A 19619-nucleotide genomic window follows, 5' to 3' on the forward strand; every position below is an offset into this window, starting at 1 on the left:
TTTCGCTCTTGGTTTTTCGGGGCTTGCTTCACGTCACTGGGGACGAGAAACGAAGAACGAAAAACAAACAACGCAGAACCTATTTAAACGAAATGACCACGCGGGCTTCGCTGATATTAGCGAAGGGGAAGAGGGCGGTGGGCAGGGTTTTCTTCTTGTTTTTCTCCTTCACCACTTCCGTCAGCATCAGGCCTTCGGGGGTGGTTTCTTCCAGTGTGCCTTCCAGCTCGCGGCCGTCGGTGAGCTTCAGGGCGAGGGTGCGGCCGGCGTGGCGGGCGTACTGGCGCGGGTCGGTCAGGGGCTGGTCGGCGCCGGGCGTGGTGACTTCCAGGTTGTAAGCAGCGTCTTCGCCGTAAGCCTCGTCGATCTGGCGGATGAGGCGGCGGGTGGTGCTGCTCAGCTCGTCGATGCCGATGCCGTCCTCGCCGTCGACGGTAGCCGTGATTTTGGGCCGGGCGGCGGTGTTGCTCACCGTCAGGCTCACCACGAAGTACTCGGGGCCCGGCAGGCTGGCGTCCAGCATCTGCTGAATGCGGTTGCGGTCGAAACTCATGGGCAGAGAGGTGGGTGGGAAAAGAAAGAGGGGACTGGCGTCCCCTCTCACTTGATTACTGAATTGCGTCGGGCAAAGATACAACATTGGGCGCCGAAGCGCAAGCCCCGCCTCAGCGCACGATTTCCAGCCAGCCCTTGACGGTACGCCCGTCGGGGAAATGCAGCAGGTAATAATAGACGCCGGCAGGTTGGGTGCCGCCGTTCCAGTCGTTGGCGTAGGCCGCGCTTTCGTACACTTTGTTGCCCCAGCGCGAGAAAATCTGCAGCTGCGGGGCGCACCCGCGCGTGACTTCGAACACGTCGTTGAGCTGGTCGTTGTTGGGCGTGATGACGTTGGGAATGGACCGGGGCGCCAACACCGACACCGGCGGGGCCGTCTGCGTGACGCTGCACAAGCCGTCGTTGTAGCGCACCGTCACGGTGGGCTGGTAGCCGCTCGGGGGCGCGTGGCGGTAGGTATGCTCCGGCGTTAGGCCCACGGCCGAGGTACTGTCGCCAAAGTCCCAGCGCACGTCGGCGGGGGGGAGGCTGGTGTTGCTGCTCAGACTGAAGCGCAGGCGCAGCGGGGCTTCGCGGTCTTCGGGGCAGGCCGCGCGGGCCCAGGAGGCCGTGACAACGGGCGCCGCGGCCGGCGCCACGCGCCGGGTGGCCGAGGCCGTGCAGGCGCCGGCCGCTACGGTGTAGGTGAGGGTGACAGGGGTACTAAAGCCGGTAGGGGGCGTGAACACGCCACCAGCCGTAACGCCCGGCCCACTCCAGGTGCCGCCGGCCGGGCTGCCGCGCAGTTGCACGGCTTGGGTGCTGCCGGCGCACAGCAGCGTGTCGGCGCCGGGGCGCACGGTGGGCGGGGCGCTGACCTGAACTTGCTGCGTAGCCTGCACGGTGCAGTCGTTTTGGGCGTAGCTGTACGTGAGGGTGTGGGTGCCGACCCCCGCCGCGGCTACTGAGAAGGTGTTGCCGCTCACCCCCCGGCCGCTAAAGGTGCCGCCCGCCGGCGTGCCGCTGAGCGCGACAACCGGCCCCGGCGTGGCCGTGAGGCAGAACGCGTTGGGCGTAACGGGCGCAAACGTCACCGTGGGCGGGGGCGTGACGGTCATCAGCAGGTCGTCCTGGCTGGAGCACTGGCTCTGGCCCGGAGCGAGGTAGGCGTAGGTCAGCGTCTGAACACCGATCAGCGCCGCGCTGGGCGTGAAGACAAAGCCCGTGGCCACGGAGCCCGACACGCCCGGGCCGCTCCAAACCCCGCCGAAGGGCGTGCCGCCGAGGCTGACCGGGCCGGCCGTGGCGCAGATGGTGCGGTCGGTGCCGGCCGCCGCCGCGCTGATTTCAAAGCTGAACTTCAACGCGGCGTTGTTGCAGTAGGTATTGGGCCCGAGCGTAGGGCTGTAGCTGCCCGCGCCCGCGGGCACCGGCCAGTTTCCGCTGCCGCAGGAGCACACCGCTTGGTAAATCACGCCGCGCGGGTCGAAGCGCGAGGTGCCGCCGTCGACGTGGTCCCCCACAAACGGGTCGTAGGAGCCGTAATACGTGGCATATTCCAGGGCTTGGGCGGCGGGCGAGAGGGCCAGCAAGTAAAAGTCGCCCTCGTCGGTGGTGCTCTGCACCGCGCCCGGCGTGACGGGCAGGCCGGCCGTGGTGCCGTTGGTGCCCAGGGGCGGGTAGTGGTTGTTCAGGTCGCCGCCCCAGCCGCTGACGTAAATCCGGTCGCACTGGTCGACTAGAAAGGCCGTGGGCGAAATGTCGATGGTGCTGCGGCCCGAGCCAAATACGGTGGAAAAGCCGGTGGTCTGCAGGTTGGCGTCGAGCTGGTGGATGAACTGGTGGCTGCCGGGGTTGACGTAGCGCCCGGCCGTGACGGGGTAGGCCCCGAGGCTCTGGCCGAGCAGGTACACGTCGCCGTCGGTGTCGAGCTGCACGAAGTAGGCTTGGTCGTAGCTGCTGGTGCCGAGGTAGCTGCCGCGCTCCAGCGCCCCGCCGGCCCCAATGCGCACCACGAAGCCGTCGGCCACGCCGCCGCGGGCGGTGGGGTGCAGGGTGTTGCCGGGCGCGGGAAAATCCGGGCTGTTGGTGCCGCCGCACACGAACACGGCGCCGGTGGGCCCGAGCTGCAGGGAATACGCCGCGTCGGAGCCCGCGCCGCCCAGGAAGCTGCTCCACAGCAGGTTGGTCAGGCCGGGGTTGAGCTTGCACACCACCGCGTCGGTATTGTTGCGGTACGTGGTCTGAAAGCCGCTGGGCACCGGAAAGTTGGCCGACGACGTGTTGGAAGCCAAGTATACGTTGTCGGCCGCGTCCACAATAATGTCGCCGCGAAACGGGTCGCCGTAGTTGTGCACCAGCGGACTGGCCGTGCTCTGCGGGTCCAGAATGCCGTCGTTGCCACTGCCGCCGAGGTAGGTCGAGCCCACCAACGCCGAGCCGGTAGCGTTAAAGCGCGTCACCACGATGTCGGTGCCGCCCGCAATCAGGTAAGCCGGCCCGTATTGGTAGGGGTCGACGGCCGTGCCCAGGTTGAAGCTGCGGTCGTAGGCGCCGGGCGTGGTGGGGTAGTCGATCGAGGAAGAAGTGCCGAGCACCAGCAATTCGCCCTGGCTGTTGACCACCATGCTTTCGGGGTAATCGGCCCGGGAGCCGCCGAGGTAAGTGGCCCACACCCGCGCGGCCGGGCCGGTGGCGGCCGTGTTGTACTTGATGACGGCTATGTCGAGCGAATCGGCGGGGCGCACCTGGAAAGCGCCGGGCGAGGCTGGGTAGCCCACGCCGAAAATGATGCCGCCGGAGTACAGGTTGCCCTGCTGGTCGTAGGTGGCTGTGAAACCCCAGTTGTCCTTGCGCGAGCCGGTGTAGGTGGAAAACACCACGGTCGGGTCGATGACCAGCGGGCGGGTGCGGTCGTAGCGTCCAAGGCGGAAACGCACTTCCGAACCTTGGAGCACGTAGCGGCAGGGCACGGGCCGGCGCTGGCCGCGGGCGTCGAGCTGCCAGGCCTGCGGCGCCAGCTCGGTGATGGTGCCCACGCCGGTCTGAATCAGCAGAGCGCCGTCGGGACGCAGGCGCAGCTGGTCGGCGCCGGTGTAGCGCAGACCAATAAGGTTCGGATCGGCCCCGGCGGCCAGCTCAAAGTCGTATTCCAGCTCCTGCCGGGCGTTTTCGTAGAGGCGGGCGTCGATGCCGGGCCAGAGCCGGCGGTAGCGCAGCTGCCGGTAGCTGGGCACCTGACTGGCCCAGCGGTGCGGGTTGTTGCCGCGGAAGTAGTTGCGCACCTCGCCGGTGGGCAGGGCGGGCTCCAGCGCAGCCGCCTCGGCCCCGATAAAGCGCAGCTGCACGGCTTGCCCGCGCACCAGGGCGGGCAGCTGGGGCCGGGCCGGGCGAGAGCCGGCCGCGTGCGGGTGCTCCCCCAAGGCCTCGGTCAGCACGTAGGTCAGCCCGTGGGCTTCGGCGTACAGCTGCCCGCCGGGCACGGCCGCCGCGTAGCGCACCGCGGCGGCCCATTGGCCCCGGTTTTCGATGAGCTCTAAGTGAGCGGGGGGCTCTTCGGCCGCCCGGGCCGGGCTGCGGAGTGCCAGCAGCCCCAGCAGCAGAAATAGCAATACGCGCAACACAACGGGTAAAAAAAGACAGACCACCGAATGTAGCACATTCGGTGGTCTGCTCGCCGTGGGCGCAGCGCGGGTTAGCGCCGGATTTCCAGCCAGCCCTTGGCCGTGCGGCCCTCGGTATCGTTCAGGTGGTAGTAATAGATGCCGTCGGGCAGCTTGCCGTCGTTCCCCTTCACGGCGCCGGCCCAGTCGTTTTGGTAGTTCTGGGTTTCGTACACCAGGTTGCCCCAGCGCGAAAAGACCTTAATCGATACCGGCAGGCAGCTCAGGCGTTGCTCAAAGGTGTCGTTCTGCCCGTCGCCGTTGGGGGTGATGATGTTCGGAATGAACGGGTCGCCGACGTACACCGGGGCAAAGCGCGTGGTGGACGAGCAGGAAGAGTTGTAGTACGCCGTGAATTTTACCAGGTAGCGGCCGGGCTTGGCGTAGACGTGCGTCGGAAACTGCTCGGTGCTCTGCACGAGGTCGGCCCGTTCCGCGTCGCCAAAGTTCCACTCGTAGCCGCTGGCGTAAAGCAGGTCGTGGTCGAACGTGTGCGTGAACGGGGCCATGCCGGTGTAGTAGGGCATGTCTTCGCCCGGGCGGGGCTTGAGCGGGCACGTGGGCAGCGCCAGCGGCTGGTTGGTGCGGTCTTCGGGCACCAGCATCACGCGCAGCTGCGAAGCGTTCAGGCAGCCGGTAGCGGCTTGGTAGGTGTAGGTGAGCATCACCGGACCGCTGCTGCCGGGCACCGGGGTGTAGCGCCCATCAGGCGTGCAGCCGGGCCCGGTCCAGGTGCCGCCCGCCGGCGAGCCGTGCAGCTGGTAGCCGCCCCGCTGAAACGAGCACAGGGCGGTGTCACGGCCGGCCACGACCACCGGCAGGTTGTTGACCAGAATGCGCTGAGAAGCCGAACCACACTGCAGGGCCGGCAGGTTGTAGTTGATGGTGTGGGTGCCCGGACCGGCGGCGCGCGGGCTGAATTGGTCCCCGCTGACGCCCGGGCCGCTCCAGGTGCCGCCGCTGACGGTGGCGGTCAGCCGGATGGGTGCTTCGTCGAGGCACATCTGCGGGGGCAGGGCGAAAGTGACGGGCGTCAGGGGCACCACCGTCATGTTGAGCGTGCTGGTGGTGACGCAGGTGCCGGTGCTGGCCACGGTGTACGTGAGCTGGTGCGTGCCCACGGCGGCCGTGCCCGGCGCGAACGAATAGCCTCCTGCTACCGAGCCCGACACGCCGGGCCCCGCCCAGGTGCCGCCCGCCGGCGAGCCGCCCAGGCGCAGCGGCGCGGCATCCACGCACACGCTCTGGTTAGGCCCGGCCACGGCCACGTTCATGCCGAAGTCAATCTTGAAGGCGGCGTTGTTGCAGTTGGAGGCCCCGTTGCGAGTAGTATAGGAACCGGCGCCGGGCGGCACAGGAAAGCTCGACGAGCCCCCGCAGCCCCCGCACACGGCTTGGTACACCATGCCGCGGCGGTCGAAGCGCGAGGTGCCGCCGTCGACGTGCTCCTCGCTGCTGCCGCCGAAGTACGTGGCGTACTCCAGAGCCGAGGCGTAGGGCGCCAGTTGTATCAGGTAGAAGTCGTTGCCGTCGGTGTTGGGCTGAATGGCATTGCTGGTCACGGGCAGGCCGCGGGTATTCTCGTTGCCGTAGCTGCCGCCGTTGATGTCGCCGCCCCAGCCGCAGATGTAAATCCGCTCGCACTGGTCGACCAGAAAGGCCGTGGGCGAAATATCGGGGTTGGTGCGGCCGGTGCCGAAGGCTGTGCTCAGCACCACGCTGCCCAGGTCGGGCGCCAGCTTGTTGACGAATTGCCGGCCGTTGCGGTTTTGGTACACGTTGCCCACGACGGGCCAGGTGCCGCGGGTCTGGCCCAGGGCGTACACCCCGCCCAGCCCGTCGAGCTGCAGAAAATACACTTCGTCGTGCTGGCCGGTGCCCAGGTACGTCACGCGCTGGGCCTGGTAGCCGCTGGCCAGGTTGGGCGAGAGGTGGGCAATATAGCCGTCGACGCCGCCGAACAGGGTGGGCTGGTGCGCCCCGGTCGTCGGGCTCAGGTCGACGCTGGTGGTGCCCCCGCCGATGTAAATGTCGCGGGCGGCGTTAACCTGAATGGAATAAGCCGCATCCGCCCCGGTGCCGCCAAAGTAGGTGGAGAAGGTGAGGGCGTTGAGCGTGGGCGAGAGGCGGGCCACCACCGCGTCGTAGAGGCCGCCGCGATGACTGGACTGCACCGCCCCGATGAGCGGGAAGTTGGTGGAAGCCGTGCTGGTGGTCAGGTACACGTTGTCGGCCGCGTCCACGGTGATGTCGCCGCGGAACTGGTCGCCGTAGTTGTGCACCAGCTGGTTGAACGAGCCGGTGGTGGTCAGCAGGCCGTCGTTGTTGGTGCCGCCCAGGAAGGTGGAGCCCACCAACGAAGCGCCGTCGTTGCTCAGGCGCGACACCACCAAGTCGGAGCCAAAGCGGTAATCAATGCCGCTCAGCGGCACAAAGCTCGGCCCGCCCTCGAAGTGCTGGTCGAAGCCGTTGGTGGAAACCGGGTAGTTGGCGGAGGACGTGGTGCCCAGAATCAGCAGGTCGCCCTGGTTGTTGACCACCAGGCTGTGCGGCACTTCGGTGGCGCTGCCGCCGAGGTAAGTCGCCCAGAGGCGCGAGGCGCTGCCCGTAGCGGCGCTGTTGTACTTGATGATGGCCATGTCGATGACCCCGCCGAAGGAGGTATCGAAGGCGCCCGGGCTGGCCGGGTAGCCGGCGGCAAAGGCAATGCCACCCGAGTACATATTGCCCTGCTGGTCGTAGGTAGCCGTGAAGCCCCAGTTATCGGCCGTCGAGCCGGTAAACGAGGAAAATACTACGGTCGGGTCGATGGTCAGCGGGCGAGAGGCGTCGTAGCGGCCCAGTTCGAAGTGCACTTCGCGGCCCTGCAGCACGTAGCGGCAGGCCACGGGCTGCTGCTGCCCGCGGGCGTCGAGCTGCCAAGCCTGTGGGGCCAGCTCCGTCACGGTGCCCACCGAGGTGGCTACTTCCAGCACGCCGTCGGGGCGCAGCTGCAGGCGGTCGGCGCCGTCGTAGCGCAGGCGGATGCGGCCGGGCGCGGCGCCGGCGGCCAGCTCAAAGTCGTATTCCAGCTGGCCCTGGCGGTTTTCGTACAGGTGCGCGTCGATGCCGGTCCACAGGCTCTGGTAGCGCAGCTCGCGGTAGCCGCCCACGCCCTTGGCCCAGCGCTTGGCGTCGTTGCCGAGCAGGTAGTTGCGCACTTCGCCGGTGGGCAGGGCGGGCTGCAGCGCCGCGCCGCTGCGGGCGCCCACGAAGCGCACGGAGTAGGCGTGGCCGTGCAGTTTCTCGCTGGCCGCGGCACCCTCCTGCCCGTGGCGGTGGTGGGCCGCCAGCTGCTGCGGGTCGACGAAGGAATAGGTAAGCCCCGTGGCTTCCACGAACAGGCGGCCGGCGGGCAGCGGGGCGGCGTAGCGGGCGCGGCTGTCCCACTGGCCTTTGTTCTCGATGAACTCCAGGCTACGGGCAGGCGGCTCGCTCGCGGCTTGCGCTAGGGTGGGAAGGGCTAATAGGCCCAGCAGCGCAGCCGCCCGGCCAAGAGTAGAGAGAAACATGGGACGATAATCGTGTAGCACCCCGAAGATACAACGAAACGAGCGCGTTAGGCCCTCACTCACCCCATCGTGTGATTCGCGGCAAAATGCGTCGTAGGTTTGCGGCTTCAAGGTTTGGTTGGTTTCCGGTGCGTCGTTCATTTGCTTTCAAGCTCACGCTGCTCACGCTGGCCTGGCTCTTGCTGGCCATAGGGTGCATGCAAGTGCCGACAAGGTTGCTTTGGCCCGCCGCTTTTGGGGCCCTCACGCTGCCGGTGGCCCTGGCGGCCAATGCCGGTTGGTTGGTTTACTGGGTGTTACGGCGCTGGCCGGTGGCCCTGCTGCCGTTGGCGGCGGTGCTGCTGACTTGGCCGCACCTGCAGCGCGGGCTGGCCCTGCACCTGCCCGCCGCGGCCCCGGCCGCCGATTCGGTGTCGGTGCGCGTGATTAGCGCCAACGTGCGGATTTTCAACGTGTACGAGCACCTGCGCGACCCGGACCTGCACTCCACCAAGACCATGATCCGCTACTTGGCCGACAGCCCGGCCGACGTGCTCTGCCTGCAGGAGTTCTACACCGAGCCCCGGCCCACGCAGGACGGCACCGCGTTCAACACCGAGCGGCAGCTGGGGCGCGAAGCCGGCCGGCGCGGGTTTGTGTCCACCACGCTCACCAACCGCGTCGGGGCCAAGTTCGGGCTGGCCATCTTTTCGCGCTTTCCCATCGTGCGCCGGGGCGTCATTCAGTTCGGCAAGCTCACCCAGAACCACGCCATGTGGGCCGACTTGCGCCTGCCCCAGGGCGACACCGTGCGCGTGTTCAACGCCCACCTGCAGAGCATGAGCATGGCCGAGCAGGACATCGTGGATAGCTACAGCAGCAAGGCCGGCTTCAAGGCCAAGAGCATTGGGCTGCTGCGGCGCTTCAAGCGCGGCATGGTGCGGCGCAGTGTGCAGGTCGATACCCTGGTTGGGCGCATCGAGCGTAGCCCGTACCCGGTGCTCTTTTGCGCCGACCTGAACGACTTGCCCTACAGCTACAGCTACGACCAGCTGGCCGACCACCTGCAGAACGCCTGGGCCACGGTGGGGCTGGGCGTGGGCGCTACGTATAATGGCAAACTGCCCCTGCTGCGCATCGACCAGCAGTTTGCCGGGCCGCAGTTTCGGGTGCTGGGCTGCCGGGTGCGGCGGGATATGCCGTATTCCGACCACTTTCCGGTGGAAGCGGAGTATAGGTTGCGATGAGTAAAAGTGCACATGCGTAGGTAGTAGAGGAGAAAGAAGGGCTGCGAGCAAACATCCTGCCTATCTACCCGCTTACTCATCCCGCATCTACTCCCCCGACTCACTACCTTTGCTTCATGCAACACCCCCTGTCGCTCCACAACACGCTTACGCGCAAGAAAGAACCGTTTGTCCCCGTGCACGCGCCCTTCGTGGGCGTGTACCTCTGCGGCCCGACGGTATATTCGGAAGCGCACGTGGGCAATGCCCGCGGCCCGGTGGTGTTCGACGTGCTCACGCGCTACCTGCGCCAGCTGGGCTACACCGTGCGCTACGTGCGCAACATCACCGATGTGGGCCACCTCGTCGGCGACGCCGATGAGGGCGAAGACAAAATCAGCAAGATGGCCCGGGCCCAGAAGCTGGAGCCCATGCAGGTGGCCCAGGACTACGCCAACCGCTACCGCCGTCACATGGAGGCGCTGGGTTGCCTCTCGCCCGACATCGAGCCGCTGGCCACCGGCCACATCATCGAGCAGATTCAGATGATCGAGGAAATCATCGAGAACGGCTTCGCTTACGAGGTCAACGGCTCGGTGTACTTCGACGTGCCCAAGTACAACGAGGCCGGCAAGGGCTACGGCAAGCTCTCGGGCCGGGTGCCGGAAGAGCTGCTCAGCGGCTCGCGCGACAACCTCGCCGGCCAGGAAGAAAAGCGCAGCCCCCTGGACTTTGCGCTGTGGAAAAAGGCCGATGAGCGCCACCTCATGCGCTGGCCCTCGCCCTGGGGCGACGGGTTCCCCGGCTGGCACCTGGAGTGCTCGGCCATGAGCCGCAAGTACCTCGGGCAGGTGTCCGACATTCACGGCGGCGGGCTGGACCTGATGTTTCCGCACCACGAGTGCGAAATAGCCCAGAGCCAGGCCAGCCACTCGCACACTGACGAGGCGCGGGTGTGGCTGCACAACAACATGATTACGGTGAACGGGCAGAAGATGAGCAAGTCTTTCGGCAACTTCATCACCATTTCCGAGCTGTTCTCGGGCCGGCATGCCTCCCTCTCGCAGGCCTACTCGCCCATGGTCGTGCGCTTCTTCCTGCTCCAGGCCCACTACCGCAGCACCGTCGATATTTCGGACGAAGGCCTGAAAGCGGCCAGCAAAGGCTACCGCAAGCTCATGAACGGCCTGCGCCAAATCGAGCGGCTGCAGCTGCCCGAGGGCACCGAGCGCGCCGCCGACACCTCCACGACCGACGCCGAGCTGCGCAAGCTGGTGCAGGACTGCTACGCGGGCCTGAACGACGACCTGAACACGGCCCGCTGCATCGCGGCGCTGTTCAACCTGCTGCGCAAGTTCAACGGCTACTACAACCAGCCCGCCACGCTGGCGCAGGTGGGCGAAGCCGCCCTGCAGGAGGCCACGGCCGCCTACCGCACGTTGGTCGTGGACATCCTCGGCCTACGCGACGAGCCCCGGGCCAACGCCGAGGAACTGTTGGGCCTCACGCTGCAGTTCTACGCCGAAGCCAAGTCGGCCAAGGACTACGCTAAGGTGGACACCATCCGAGCCGCGCTCAAGGAGCAGGGCATCTTGGTGAAAGACACCAAGGCCGGCGTCGACTGGGCCTACGAAGAGTAATCAGCCAGCGCCGCGTTCAATAGAACGTCATGCTGAGCTTGTCGAAGCATCTCTGCCGCTTCGTTGCGTCGTTCGGTAGAGATACTTCGACAAGCTCAGCATGACGTTCCTGCTTAGATTTGTTGCCATTCCATTTTCCAATGACCCGCAACCCCCTGCGCCTGCTGTGGCGCCCCGCCGCCCTGCTCGCCGCCACGGTGCTGCTCACGGCCTGCCCCGATAAGAAACCGGCCACCGAAACCGCCGAGTCCGCGGCCCCGGCTGAGGAAGCGCTGCGCAAGGCCCCGGCTTTCAACGCCGACTCGGCCTATGCCTTCACGGCCAAGCAGGTCAGCTTCGGGCCGCGGGTGCCCAACACGCCGGCGCACGTGAACTGCGGGGACTGGATTGTCGGCAAGTTCCGCGCGCTGGGCCTGCAGGTGCAGGAGCAGCCCTTCACGGCCATGGCCTTCGACGGCAAGCAGCTGCGCGGGCGCAACCTCATTGCCCGCTTTGCCCCGCAAGCGGCCCGCCGGGTGGCTCTGTTCGCGCACTGGGACACCCGCCCCTTCGCCGACAAGGACAAAACCAAGCCCAACGCCCCGCTCGACGGGGCCAACGACGGCGCCTCGGGCGTGGCCGTGGCCCTGGAAATTGCCCGGCAGCTGGCCGCTCAACCCGATTCGCTTACGCCCGCCGTCGGTGTCGACATCATCCTATTTGATGCTGAAGATTACGGTTACGACTCCTCCACGCAGGCCAACCTGGAAAACAAGCTGGCCGGGCAGGGCGTGGAAAGCTGGTGCCTGGGCTCCCAGTACTGGGCTAAAAACATTGTGCCCGCCGGCTACAAGGCCGAGTACGGCATCCTCTTCGACATGGTGGGGGCTAAGGGCGCCCGGTTTTCGCGCGAGGAGCTGAGCCGCCAGAACGCCAACGACGTGGTGGGCAAGCTCTGGTACAACGCCAGCCGCCTGGGCTACTCCGATTACTTCATTGCCCAAGACATGCCCGGCATCACCGACGACCACGTGTTCACCAACCAGGCCGGCGTGCGCACCGTCGACCTCATCGACCACGTGCCCTACGGCGACGAGTTTTTCCCGGCTTACCACCACACTACCCAGGACAACATGAGCATCATCGACCGCAACACGCTGAAGGCGGTGGGGCAGACGGTGCTGCAGACCTTGTACCAGGAATAGGCGCTTGCCTGTACTGCATTGAAACGGCCCAAGAAATCTTGGGCCGTTCTTTTTTGCCTATTCCGCAAGGAGCTCTGAGTCCGCGTTTGTCCAGGCTTAGCTAGTTAGGGCGCACAGGTTCAACCAAAACTGATAGAGTGGCCGCTGTGACGGTTGCGCAGGTTACTATTCCCGCGCCGGCCAAGTAAAATTCCTTATTGCCGTCGGGCTGCCGGCTTAGGTGGCGTCCTTTCTCTGTCGTCCCGTTGCTAAGCTCGGCGGTGGCCGAATCCTGGGCCTGGCTCACCACGAGCCTGCTGCATTGGTAGCAACAACGCCGGTGAATCAGTTGGGCTCAGCGCGGGCGGAGGTAGGGGGCACCCACGACTTCGAGCCGACGTTCGGCAACCATCAGTGGCGTAGCTGCCTGCTGGCTTACCAGCGGCCCTCGGGGTGGGCACAGGAGCGGCGGGCGCGGAGCAGTGCGGCCCAGGGCTGAGCAGCCACGTGGCCACCTGTGCGCCGGCCGGTGTATTTTACGGGCGGCCCCAACGCTCTTGCCCAATGAAACACCTCGTACTACTGCTGAGCCTCGTTGTGGGGCTGACCTGGCCGGCCCGGGCCCAACTCGATACCACCGGCGGCAAGTTCTTCTACCCGCTTTACCCCACGCTCGTCGAAACCACCGGCATTACCTACGGCGCGGCGCCGGACTACGCGGGCACGACGCGCACGCTGCAGCTCGACCTGTACCAGCCCGACAACGGCCCTGCCACGCCCCGGCCGCTGATTATTCTGGCCCACGGCGGCTCGTTTGTGGGCGGCACCCGCACCGACGGCGACGTGCAGGAGCTGTGCCGGCGCTTTGCACGTCTGGGCTACGTCACGGCCAGCATCGATTACCGGCTGGAGCCGTTTTCGTTTACGCAGTTTTCGGGGCCGCGCGGGGTGGTCAATGCCGTGCAGGATCTGCGGGCGGCGGTGCGCTTTTTCCGGCAGGACGCGGCCTCGGCCAATCAATACAACATCAACCCGCTCTACATTTTTGCCGGCGGCTCGTCGGCCGGGGCCATTACGGCGGTGCACCTGGTCTACCTCGACCAGCAAGCCGAGCTGGACGCCCTGTACCCCGGCGCACCGGGCGGGCTGGAAGGCAACAGCGGCACCCCCGGCCCGAGCAGCGCCGTGGTGGCGGCCATCAACCTCAGCGGGGCCCTGGGCACACTGAGCTGGCTGGAAGCGGGCGACGAGCCGTTGGTGAGCGTGCACGGCACCAACGACAACGTGGTGCCCTACGGCACCGGCCCCACCTTCACCGGCAACGTAGTCAGCGGCAGCGGGGCCATCAAAAGCCGCGCCGATGCCGTAGGCGTGCCCAACACGCTGCGCACGTTCCGCGGCGCCGGCCACGTGCCCTACGCCTCGTCGGTGGCGTACATGGACACCACGTTTCGCACCGTGCGCGACTTTCTGCGCCCCTTGCTGGCCGCGGCCTCGCCCTTGCCCGTGCGCCTGACCAGCTTCACGGCCGAGCGGCAAGGCGCCGATGCGCTGCTGCGCTGGACCACAGCCCAGGAAGAAAACAGCGCCGGGTACGCCGTAGAGGCTTCGGCGGATGGCCGCGCGTTTCACCGCCTGGGCTTCGTGCCGAGCGCGGCGCCCAACACCACCGGCCACGTGGCCTACGAGTACCGAGACCGGACCGCCGACAAGCCGCGCTTACGCTACTACCGCCTGCGCCAGCTCGACCTCGACGGCCAGGAAGCTTTTTACGGCCCGCGGGCGGTGCGTTTCGCCGCCGCGGCTTCGCTGGAAGTGTACCCCAACCCCGCCTCCGCCGCTGAAGCCGCCGTGCTGATCAGCTCGGCGGAAAGTGGTCCGGCGCAGCTGGAATTGCGCGACGCCCTGGGCCGGCTGCTGAGCCGGCAGCCGCTGCAGTTATCCGCCGGCCAACTGCGCCTGCCCTGGCCCCAACTACCCGCCCGCCCCGGTGCTTACCACCTGCTGCTGCGCAGCGCCGACGGCTCGGTACAGCAGACGCGCTTGCTGTTGCAATAATCACAGAGGCACAACCGTCCAGCTGGTGCCAGCAAGGCACAATGGCCGGGGCTGGTAGTGAGCCTAGAGGTCGGCTGGCTACACGTAATCGAGCGTGGTGCCTGCTTCGTCGACCGTCAGGCGGGCGCGGCGGCCGCAAATCAGGGCCAGGTTGGCCGGCTCGTGGCCTACCGGGAAGCCGTAAGCCACCGGGAACTGGTATTTGCGGGCGTAAGTGTCGATGATTTCGTAGCAGCTCTGGCCGAAGGGAATGGCGTTGTCCTGCGGGTTGGTAAAATGCCCCACCACGAGTCCGGCCAGGTCGCGCAGCTTGCCCGAGCGGTCCAGGTGCACCATCATGCGGTCCACGCTGTAGAGGTATTCCTCGATGTCTTCCAGGAACAGGATGCGGCCAGCGGTGCTCACGTTGGAGGGCGTGCCGCTCAGGGTTTGCAGCAGGCTGAGGTTGCCGCCCACTAGCTCGCCCTCGGCCGTGCCGGGGCGGTTCAGCGCGTGCGGGGCCACCGCGTAGCTGATGGGCTCCCCAAACAGGGCCCGGCGCAGACTTTCCACCGCGTCGGCGCCGCCGGCCTGGGCGAAAATAAAGGGCATCACGCCGTGGATGCTTTCGTAGCCGAGGCGCAGCAGGTGGCAGTTCAGGGTGGTGATGTCGGAAAAGCCCGCTACCCATTTAGGGTCCTGTTCGAAGCGCGAGAAGTCGAGCAAGTCGATGATGCGCGGGGTGCCGTAGCCGCCGCGGGCCACCAATATGGCGCGGATGGCCGGGTTGTCGAGCTGCTGCTGAAAGTCGCGGGCCCGAAGCGCGTCGTCGCCGCCGAACTGGTAGTGCTCGGCCGCCACCGATTCGCCCAGTACCACCCTTAGCCCCCAGCTTTCCAGGATTTCAACGGCGGGCAGCAGCTCCTCGCGCGAGACTTTGCGGGCGGTGCAAACGATGGCAACCTGGTCGCCGGGACGAAGAGAGGGAGGGGTAGTGGGCATGACAGAGGAAAGAGTCGGCCCGCAAACCTACGCCGAAGCCGGCAGTTGACGCGGCACATGCGGGCCTTAAATGTGGAATGCGCGGGCAAGGCGCATCTTCCGGGTATGGGTATTTTTAGTCGTTTTTTTCTCGGTTTGGGCTGCCTGGCTGGCTGCGCCGCTCCGCGCGTCTTGGCTCCCGGCGCTTACCTCGAAAGGCGTCCCAACACCATGCTCTTCACCAGCCGGGAGCTGGTGGTGTACCCCGACGGCCACATCCGCTACTTCCACCACACCGACGACGAGAGTATGAGCCGTGAGGGTAGCGGCACCTACCGCCTGCGCGGCCGCCACCTGGAGTTACGGTTGAGCGGCCAGGCCGATACCACGCAGTCCCGCGCGGCGTGCACGCCGCTGCCGGCCACCGACGGCCGCCTGCAGTTTTTCGTCAGCGCCCGCACTGGGTCAGGGCCGCTCGAGCCGCTGGATGGCCTCACGGTACTGGCACGCAACGCAGCTGGCGCCGTGGTAGCTGCCGTCCCGACCGATGCTCGGGGCTACGCGGAGCTGCCGCTAGCGCCAAATACAGCGCCCCAGACCGTTGAAATTACCGGCATCGGCTGGCGCCGCTGGCAGCAGGCGTGGCCCGCCGTGTCCGCGGTTTTTCGCGTGCAACTGGTGCCCCAGTCGTATCAGCCTTACGCGCCGGGCACGCGCAAAACCTTCGGCGTGCTGGCCGCGTCGCCGCAGCAGCTGGTGCTGCGCCTGGGAGCGGATACCCTGCGGCTCGTGCGCCGGCCGTAAACAAGATTGGGGAAGGCGAGGTGAAACGGTGAGCGGCAAGCGGGCAGCGAGCCGGCCTTGCGTAAGCCGGCAGCCCGCAATGCGTTGGCTGATTTCTGCTAGCTGCGTGAGCGGGCTGAACGAGTCCGACGAAAACATTAGGGGCACATCTGCATCTTCGCGGTGCCCTGCCCGCGCCGATTTGCGTAAGCAGCTAGAATGTCATCCCACGTTTAGTACCGATGAAACACCTGCTACTCACCGTCCTGGGCCTGCTGTTGCTGCAGACGGCCTGGGCCCAGATTGACACCACCGGCGGCCGCTACCGCCGCCCGCTGTTCGCGCAGGTCACCGTCACCCGCGGCGTGGCTTTCGGCTCGGCCACCAACATTGCCGGCACCACCCAAAACCTGCTGCTCGACCTCTACGAGCCCACCGGCGACACCGTGCGCCGCCGGCCGCTGGTCATCATGGCCCACGAAGGCGCCTTCGCCACCGGCAACCGCGACGACCAGTTCATGACGGCCATCTGCACGCGGTTGGCCCAATTGGGCTACGTCACGGCCAGCATCGACTACCGGCTGGGCTTCTTCCCGTTCGATAGCGCCAACATCGGGCGCGCCTCCATCCGCGCCTCCCAGGATATGCGCGCCGCCGTGCGCTTTTTCCGGCGCGACGCGGCCACCGCACGCCAGTACCGCATCCACCCGAGCTACGTATTTGCGGGCGGCTCGTCGGCGGGTGCGTTTATGGCTCTGCAGCTCGGCTATCTCGACAAACCCGCTGAAGTGCCCGCCTACGTCGACTTGGCGCAGCTGGGCACGCTGGAAGGCACCAGCGGCAACCCGGGCTACAGCAGTCAGATAGCCGCCGTCATCAACCTCTGCGGCGCGGTGGGCAGCCTCGCGTGGCTGGAGCCCGGCAACGTGCCCCTGTGCAGCGTGCACGGCACCGCCGATGCCACTGTGCCCTACAACATCGGGCGGGCGTTCGGGCAGTCGTTTTCGCCCCGCATTTACGGCAGCGGCGTGCTCAAGCCCCGCGCCGACGCGGTGGGCATTTCGAACGTGCTGCGCACGCTGCGCGGTGCCCCGCACGTGCCCTACAACGGCACCAGCGCCGCCGCCACGGCCTACGCCGATACCACGTTTCAGACCGTGCGCGACTTTCTGCGGCCCTTGTTGCGGCAGCCCGGCACGGTGCTGAGAGCGGCCAGCCGCCGCCTCAGCGAAGCTCCCCAAGTATTCCCGGTGCCCGCCGACGGGGACGTATTCTACCTGCAAGCTGGCACCGCAGCCCCGTTCCGTCCGCGGGCCGCAGAGCTGCTCGACGCCACGGGCCGGGTCGTACGGCGCTTTACCTGGGACCAGCCGCGCATGGCCGTGCCGCGCGGCGCCTTGCGCCCCGGGACGTACCTGCTCCGAACCGACGGCTTACCCGCCCAGCGCGTGCTGTTTCAGTAACAGCAAAACGGACGGCCAATCAGGCCGTCCGTTTTGCTTTCCAGCTGTATCAAAAGGCTACGCAGTCAAAGGACAAGTGGTACTGGACGTGACCAAACTCGGTTATCAGCTGACTGCCAAAGCCGCTTCCAGCGGTGCGGGCTGCGCTGCGGCTGCGTGCCGCACGCGCCCGGTGCGGGCCACGAAGGTCCCGCCCGCCCGCAGCGCGTCGCGGTAGCGGTGCAGCTGGCTTAGGCGCACGTAACCCACGGCGTAGTCGTAGGTGAAGCCCGGGGCGCTGAGCTGCTCCGACACATCCTTCAGGCCCAGGGCGCGGCGTAATTCGGCCGGCGCCGAGCGTAGGTACACTTCCAGCTCCAACTCGGGCGCGTCGGTTGCCGCAGTCGGGCCCGATGCGAGCTTGGCGTAGGCGTAGCGAAAGCCGTGGCGCAGGGCTACCAAATCGGCCAGCACAGCCGAGCCGGTGGGGTGGCCGCCCGCGCCGCGGCCCCGCCAGAAGTGCTGCCCGGCAAACTCGGCTTCGACCACCACGCCGTTGAATTCGCGCTCCACGGCGTACAGCGGCGAATCGGCCTCGACGAGCTGGGGCGTCACGTACACCGTGGCGCCGCCCCCGGGCAAAGGCTGCAAGCTGGCCACCACCTTGAGCTTTTTGCCCCGCTCCGCCGCGTAGCGGATATCGGCCGACGACACGTTTTCGATGCCCAGGTTGAGCACGTCGTCGGGGTTCAGCAGCAGGCCGCAGGCGTGGGCGGCGAGGATGACGGCCTTGGAGCGCGGATCGAAGGCGGCCATGTCCAGCGTGGGGTCGGTTTCGGCAAAACCCTGGGCCTGGGCTTCGGCCAGCGCTTCGGCGTAGTCGGAATGGTCCTCGCGCATGCGCGTCAGCACGTAGTTCGAGGAGCCATTGAAGATGCCGCTGACTTGCAGCAGAGGCTCTTGGGCGAAGTAGGAGTCGATGGTGCGGATGACCGGAATGCTGCCGCACACGGCCGCTTCGTAGAGCAGGGTGCCGCCGAATTCGCGCTGCAACGCAATCAGCTCGGGCAGGTGGCGGGCCACCATGGCCTTGTTGGCCGTCACCACGCGCCGGCCTTGGCGCAGGGCCAGGCTCACCAGCCGAAAGGCTTCGTCGGCGTCGTCGATAACTTCCACCAGCACATCCAGCGCAGGGTCGGCCAGCAGCTCGTCGGCGTGAAACTCAAACCGCTCGGCGGGCAGGGGGCGCCGCTTGGTGGGGTTTTTCACCGCAATGCGCGCCACCGTGAAGCCCGCCTCGGGGTGGCGCTGCAGAATATCGTAGAGGCCCTGCCCCACGCAGCCGAAGCCAATCAGGCCGATGCGCAGCGGGGCATTAGTGGGCGAAGGTTTGGACATAAAAACGTTCGAGGAAATGCGCTATCTGCGCGGTTTCGATCAGGAAGCCGTCGTGGCCGTAACCCGACTCCATTTCGGCGTACATAGCCCCGGGAATGTGCCGGGCCAGTAGCTGTTGCTCGGCGGGCGGAAACAGCACGTCGGAGGTGATGCCGAGCACCAGCGTGCGGGCCTGCACCCGCGCCAGGGCCGCCGCCACCCCGCCGCGCCCCCGGCCCACGTGGTGCGAGTCCATGATGTGCGAGAGCGTGACGTAGCTGTAGGCGTTGAAGCGGGCCGTGAGCTTGTCGCCCTGGTACTGCTGGTAGGAGCTGGCCCGGAAAAAGGCGGGCAGCTCGTCGTCGGCCTCGGCCTGGCTGCGGCCGTAGGCGTCGTAGCTGCGGTAGCTGAGCAGGGCCATGGCCCGGGCCGCCCGCAGGCCGAGCTGCCCGCCCTCGGGCCCGCCGCCGGCGTAGGTGCAGTCGGCCTGAATGGCTAGGCGCTGGGCTTCGTTGAAGGCAATGCCCCAGGGCGAATGTTGGGCGTTGGTGGCCAGCAGCACGAGGTGCTCAAATACTGCCGGCTGCTCAATGGCCCACTCCACCGCCTGCTGCCCGCCCAAGGAGCCGCCGATGACGGTGTGAATCTTGGTGAGGCCCAACTGCTGGCGCAGCTGCTCGTGGGCCGCCACCAAGTCGCGCACCGTCAGGCGCGGGAAAGCGGCGTACAGCGGCTTGTGGCGCGGGCCCGCCGGCGTGAGCGGGCCGGTGCTGCCGTAGCAGGAGCCGAGCACGTTGGCGCACACGATAAACCAGTCGGCCGGGTCGAAATAGTCGCCCGCGCCGAACAGGCCCGGCCACCAGCCCAGCACGTCGGAATTGGCCGTCAGCGCGTGGCACACCCAGACGACGTTGTCGCGGGCGTCGTTGAGCGTGCCGTAGGTGTGGTAGGCAATCTGCACGCCGTCGAGCTGCCCGCCACGCTCCAGCGGCAGCGGCTGCTCCAGGCTCAGCACTTGGGGGTTGTTCATAGCCGTGGGCCCCACCCCCGCCGGCCCCGCAGGACCGCCGAAAGATTAGGGCTTAATGGGGGCGTTGAAATCGTGATAAAACTGCCGCCGGGCGGTTGGGCGAAACGTCACAAGACGCCTTCATTGGCTGGCCGGGCGCTTTTCGCCTTCGAGCCGCGCCAACCGAATTGGCCGGTGGCAAGCCGATTATTCTTTGCCTCCGGCCCCTTCCGCG

At 67.0% G+C, this 19619-nt stretch carries 12 protein-coding genes; 6 read left to right on the top strand and 6 right to left on the bottom strand.

The annotated features are described in order from the left end of the window. Positions 1-79 precede the first annotated feature (79 nt). The 3 genes from rimP to LJ737_RS22215 all read right to left on the bottom strand — a co-directional run bounded on the left by rimP (position 80) and on the right by LJ737_RS22215 (position 7747). Positions 80-553 (bottom strand): ribosome maturation factor RimP, encoded by a 474-nt coding sequence (gene rimP, locus LJ737_RS22205; protein WP_227768952.1) that lies wholly within the window; start codon positions 551-553, stop codon positions 80-82. A 112-nt stretch (positions 554-665) separates the two neighbouring features. Beyond that, a complete protein-coding gene (locus LJ737_RS22210) occupies positions 666-4154 on the bottom strand; it encodes a DUF7948 domain-containing protein (RefSeq protein ID WP_227768953.1) in 3489 nt (1162 codons plus the stop codon). A 74-nt stretch (positions 4155-4228) separates the two neighbouring features. Continuing rightward, entirely contained in the window at positions 4229-7747 is a 3519-nt protein-coding gene (locus LJ737_RS22215) for a DUF7948 domain-containing protein (RefSeq protein ID WP_227768954.1), read from the bottom strand. Positions 7748-7875: 128 nt separating this feature from the next. On the opposite strand from LJ737_RS22215, the gene LJ737_RS22220 reads away from it, so the two are divergent. The 4 genes from LJ737_RS22220 to LJ737_RS22235 all read left to right on the top strand — a co-directional run bounded on the left by LJ737_RS22220 (position 7876) and on the right by LJ737_RS22235 (position 13813). Next, positions 7876-8973 (top strand): endonuclease/exonuclease/phosphatase family protein, encoded by a 1098-nt coding sequence (locus tag LJ737_RS22220; RefSeq protein ID WP_227768955.1) that lies wholly within the window; start codon positions 7876-7878, stop codon positions 8971-8973. Positions 8974-9089: 116 nt separating this feature from the next. Beyond that, complete coding sequence (cysS, locus tag LJ737_RS22225) at positions 9090-10592, top strand: cysteine--tRNA ligase (protein WP_227768956.1); 1503 nt, start codon at positions 9090-9092, stop codon at positions 10590-10592. A gap of 140 nt (positions 10593-10732) precedes the next feature. Next, a complete protein-coding gene (locus LJ737_RS22230; RefSeq protein WP_227768957.1) occupies positions 10733-11776 on the top strand; it encodes a M28 family peptidase in 1044 nt (347 codons plus the stop codon). Positions 11777-12319: 543 nt separating this feature from the next. Then, on the top strand, positions 12320-13813 hold the full coding sequence (locus tag LJ737_RS22235) for a carboxylesterase family protein (protein WP_227768958.1): 1494 nt from the start codon (positions 12320-12322) through the stop codon (positions 13811-13813). Between the two features lie 78 nt (positions 13814-13891). Here the strand turns inward: LJ737_RS22235 and LJ737_RS22240 are convergent, their stop codons facing one another. Next, positions 13892-14794: a S66 peptidase family protein gene (locus tag LJ737_RS22240; RefSeq protein WP_227768959.1), complete on the bottom strand. Its 903-nt coding sequence runs from the start codon at positions 14792-14794 to the stop codon at positions 13892-13894. Between the two features lie 210 nt (positions 14795-15004). Between LJ737_RS22240 and LJ737_RS22245 the strand changes: the two genes are divergently transcribed. Continuing rightward, positions 15005-15577 carry a hypothetical protein gene (locus LJ737_RS22245; protein ID WP_227768960.1) on the top strand — a complete coding sequence of 191 codons (573 nt, stop codon included), beginning with the start codon at positions 15005-15007 and terminating at the stop codon, positions 15575-15577. A 221-nt stretch (positions 15578-15798) separates the two neighbouring features. Further along, positions 15799-17019: an alpha/beta hydrolase gene (locus tag LJ737_RS22250; protein WP_227768961.1), complete on the top strand. Its 1221-nt coding sequence runs from the start codon at positions 15799-15801 to the stop codon at positions 17017-17019. Positions 17020-17124: 105 nt separating this feature from the next. Here LJ737_RS22250 and LJ737_RS22255 read toward each other — a convergent pair whose 3' ends face one another. Together LJ737_RS22255 and LJ737_RS22260 are read right to left on the bottom strand one after the other, a co-directional pair. Next, positions 17125-18396, bottom strand: a complete 1272-nt coding sequence (locus tag LJ737_RS22255; protein WP_227768962.1) for a homoserine dehydrogenase — start codon at positions 18394-18396, stop codon at positions 17125-17127. Continuing rightward, positions 18374-19405, bottom strand: coding sequence for a homoserine O-acetyltransferase family protein (locus LJ737_RS22260; protein WP_227768963.1), 1032 nt, complete (start codon positions 19403-19405; stop codon positions 18374-18376). The genes LJ737_RS22255 and LJ737_RS22260 overlap by 23 nt, the downstream gene beginning before the upstream one ends. Positions 19406-19619: the final 214 nt, after the last annotated feature.

This window comes from Hymenobacter sp. 15J16-1T3B (assembly GCF_020711235.1).
Classification (GTDB): domain Bacteria; phylum Bacteroidota; class Bacteroidia; order Cytophagales; family Hymenobacteraceae; genus Solirubrum.

Bases quoted from the DNA above. Each gene is read 5' to 3' on its own strand.
- rimP (WP_227768952.1), bottom strand. From the start codon at position 553: ATGAGTTTCGACCGCAACCGCATTCAGCAGATGCTGGACGCCAGCCTG.
- LJ737_RS22215 (WP_227768954.1), bottom strand. From the start codon at position 7,747: ATGTTTCTCTCTACTCTTGGCCGGGCGGCTGCGCTGCTGGGCCTATTA.
- cysS (WP_227768956.1), top strand. From the start codon at position 9,090: ATGCAACACCCCCTGTCGCTCCACAACACGCTTACGCGCAAGAAAGAA.
- LJ737_RS22230 (WP_227768957.1), top strand. From the start codon at position 10,733: ATGACCCGCAACCCCCTGCGCCTGCTGTGGCGCCCCGCCGCCCTGCTC.
- LJ737_RS22235 (WP_227768958.1), top strand. From the start codon at position 12,320: ATGAAACACCTCGTACTACTGCTGAGCCTCGTTGTGGGGCTGACCTGG.
- LJ737_RS22240 (WP_227768959.1), bottom strand. From the start codon at position 14,794: ATGCCCACTACCCCTCCCTCTCTTCGTCCCGGCGACCAGGTTGCCATC.
- LJ737_RS22245 (WP_227768960.1), top strand. From the start codon at position 15,005: ATGCTCTTCACCAGCCGGGAGCTGGTGGTGTACCCCGACGGCCACATC.
- LJ737_RS22250 (WP_227768961.1), top strand. From the start codon at position 15,799: ATGAAACACCTGCTACTCACCGTCCTGGGCCTGCTGTTGCTGCAGACG.
- LJ737_RS22255 (WP_227768962.1), bottom strand. From the start codon at position 18,396: ATGTCCAAACCTTCGCCCACTAATGCCCCGCTGCGCATCGGCCTGATT.
- LJ737_RS22260 (WP_227768963.1), bottom strand. From the start codon at position 19,405: ATGAACAACCCCCAAGTGCTGAGCCTGGAGCAGCCGCTGCCGCTGGAG.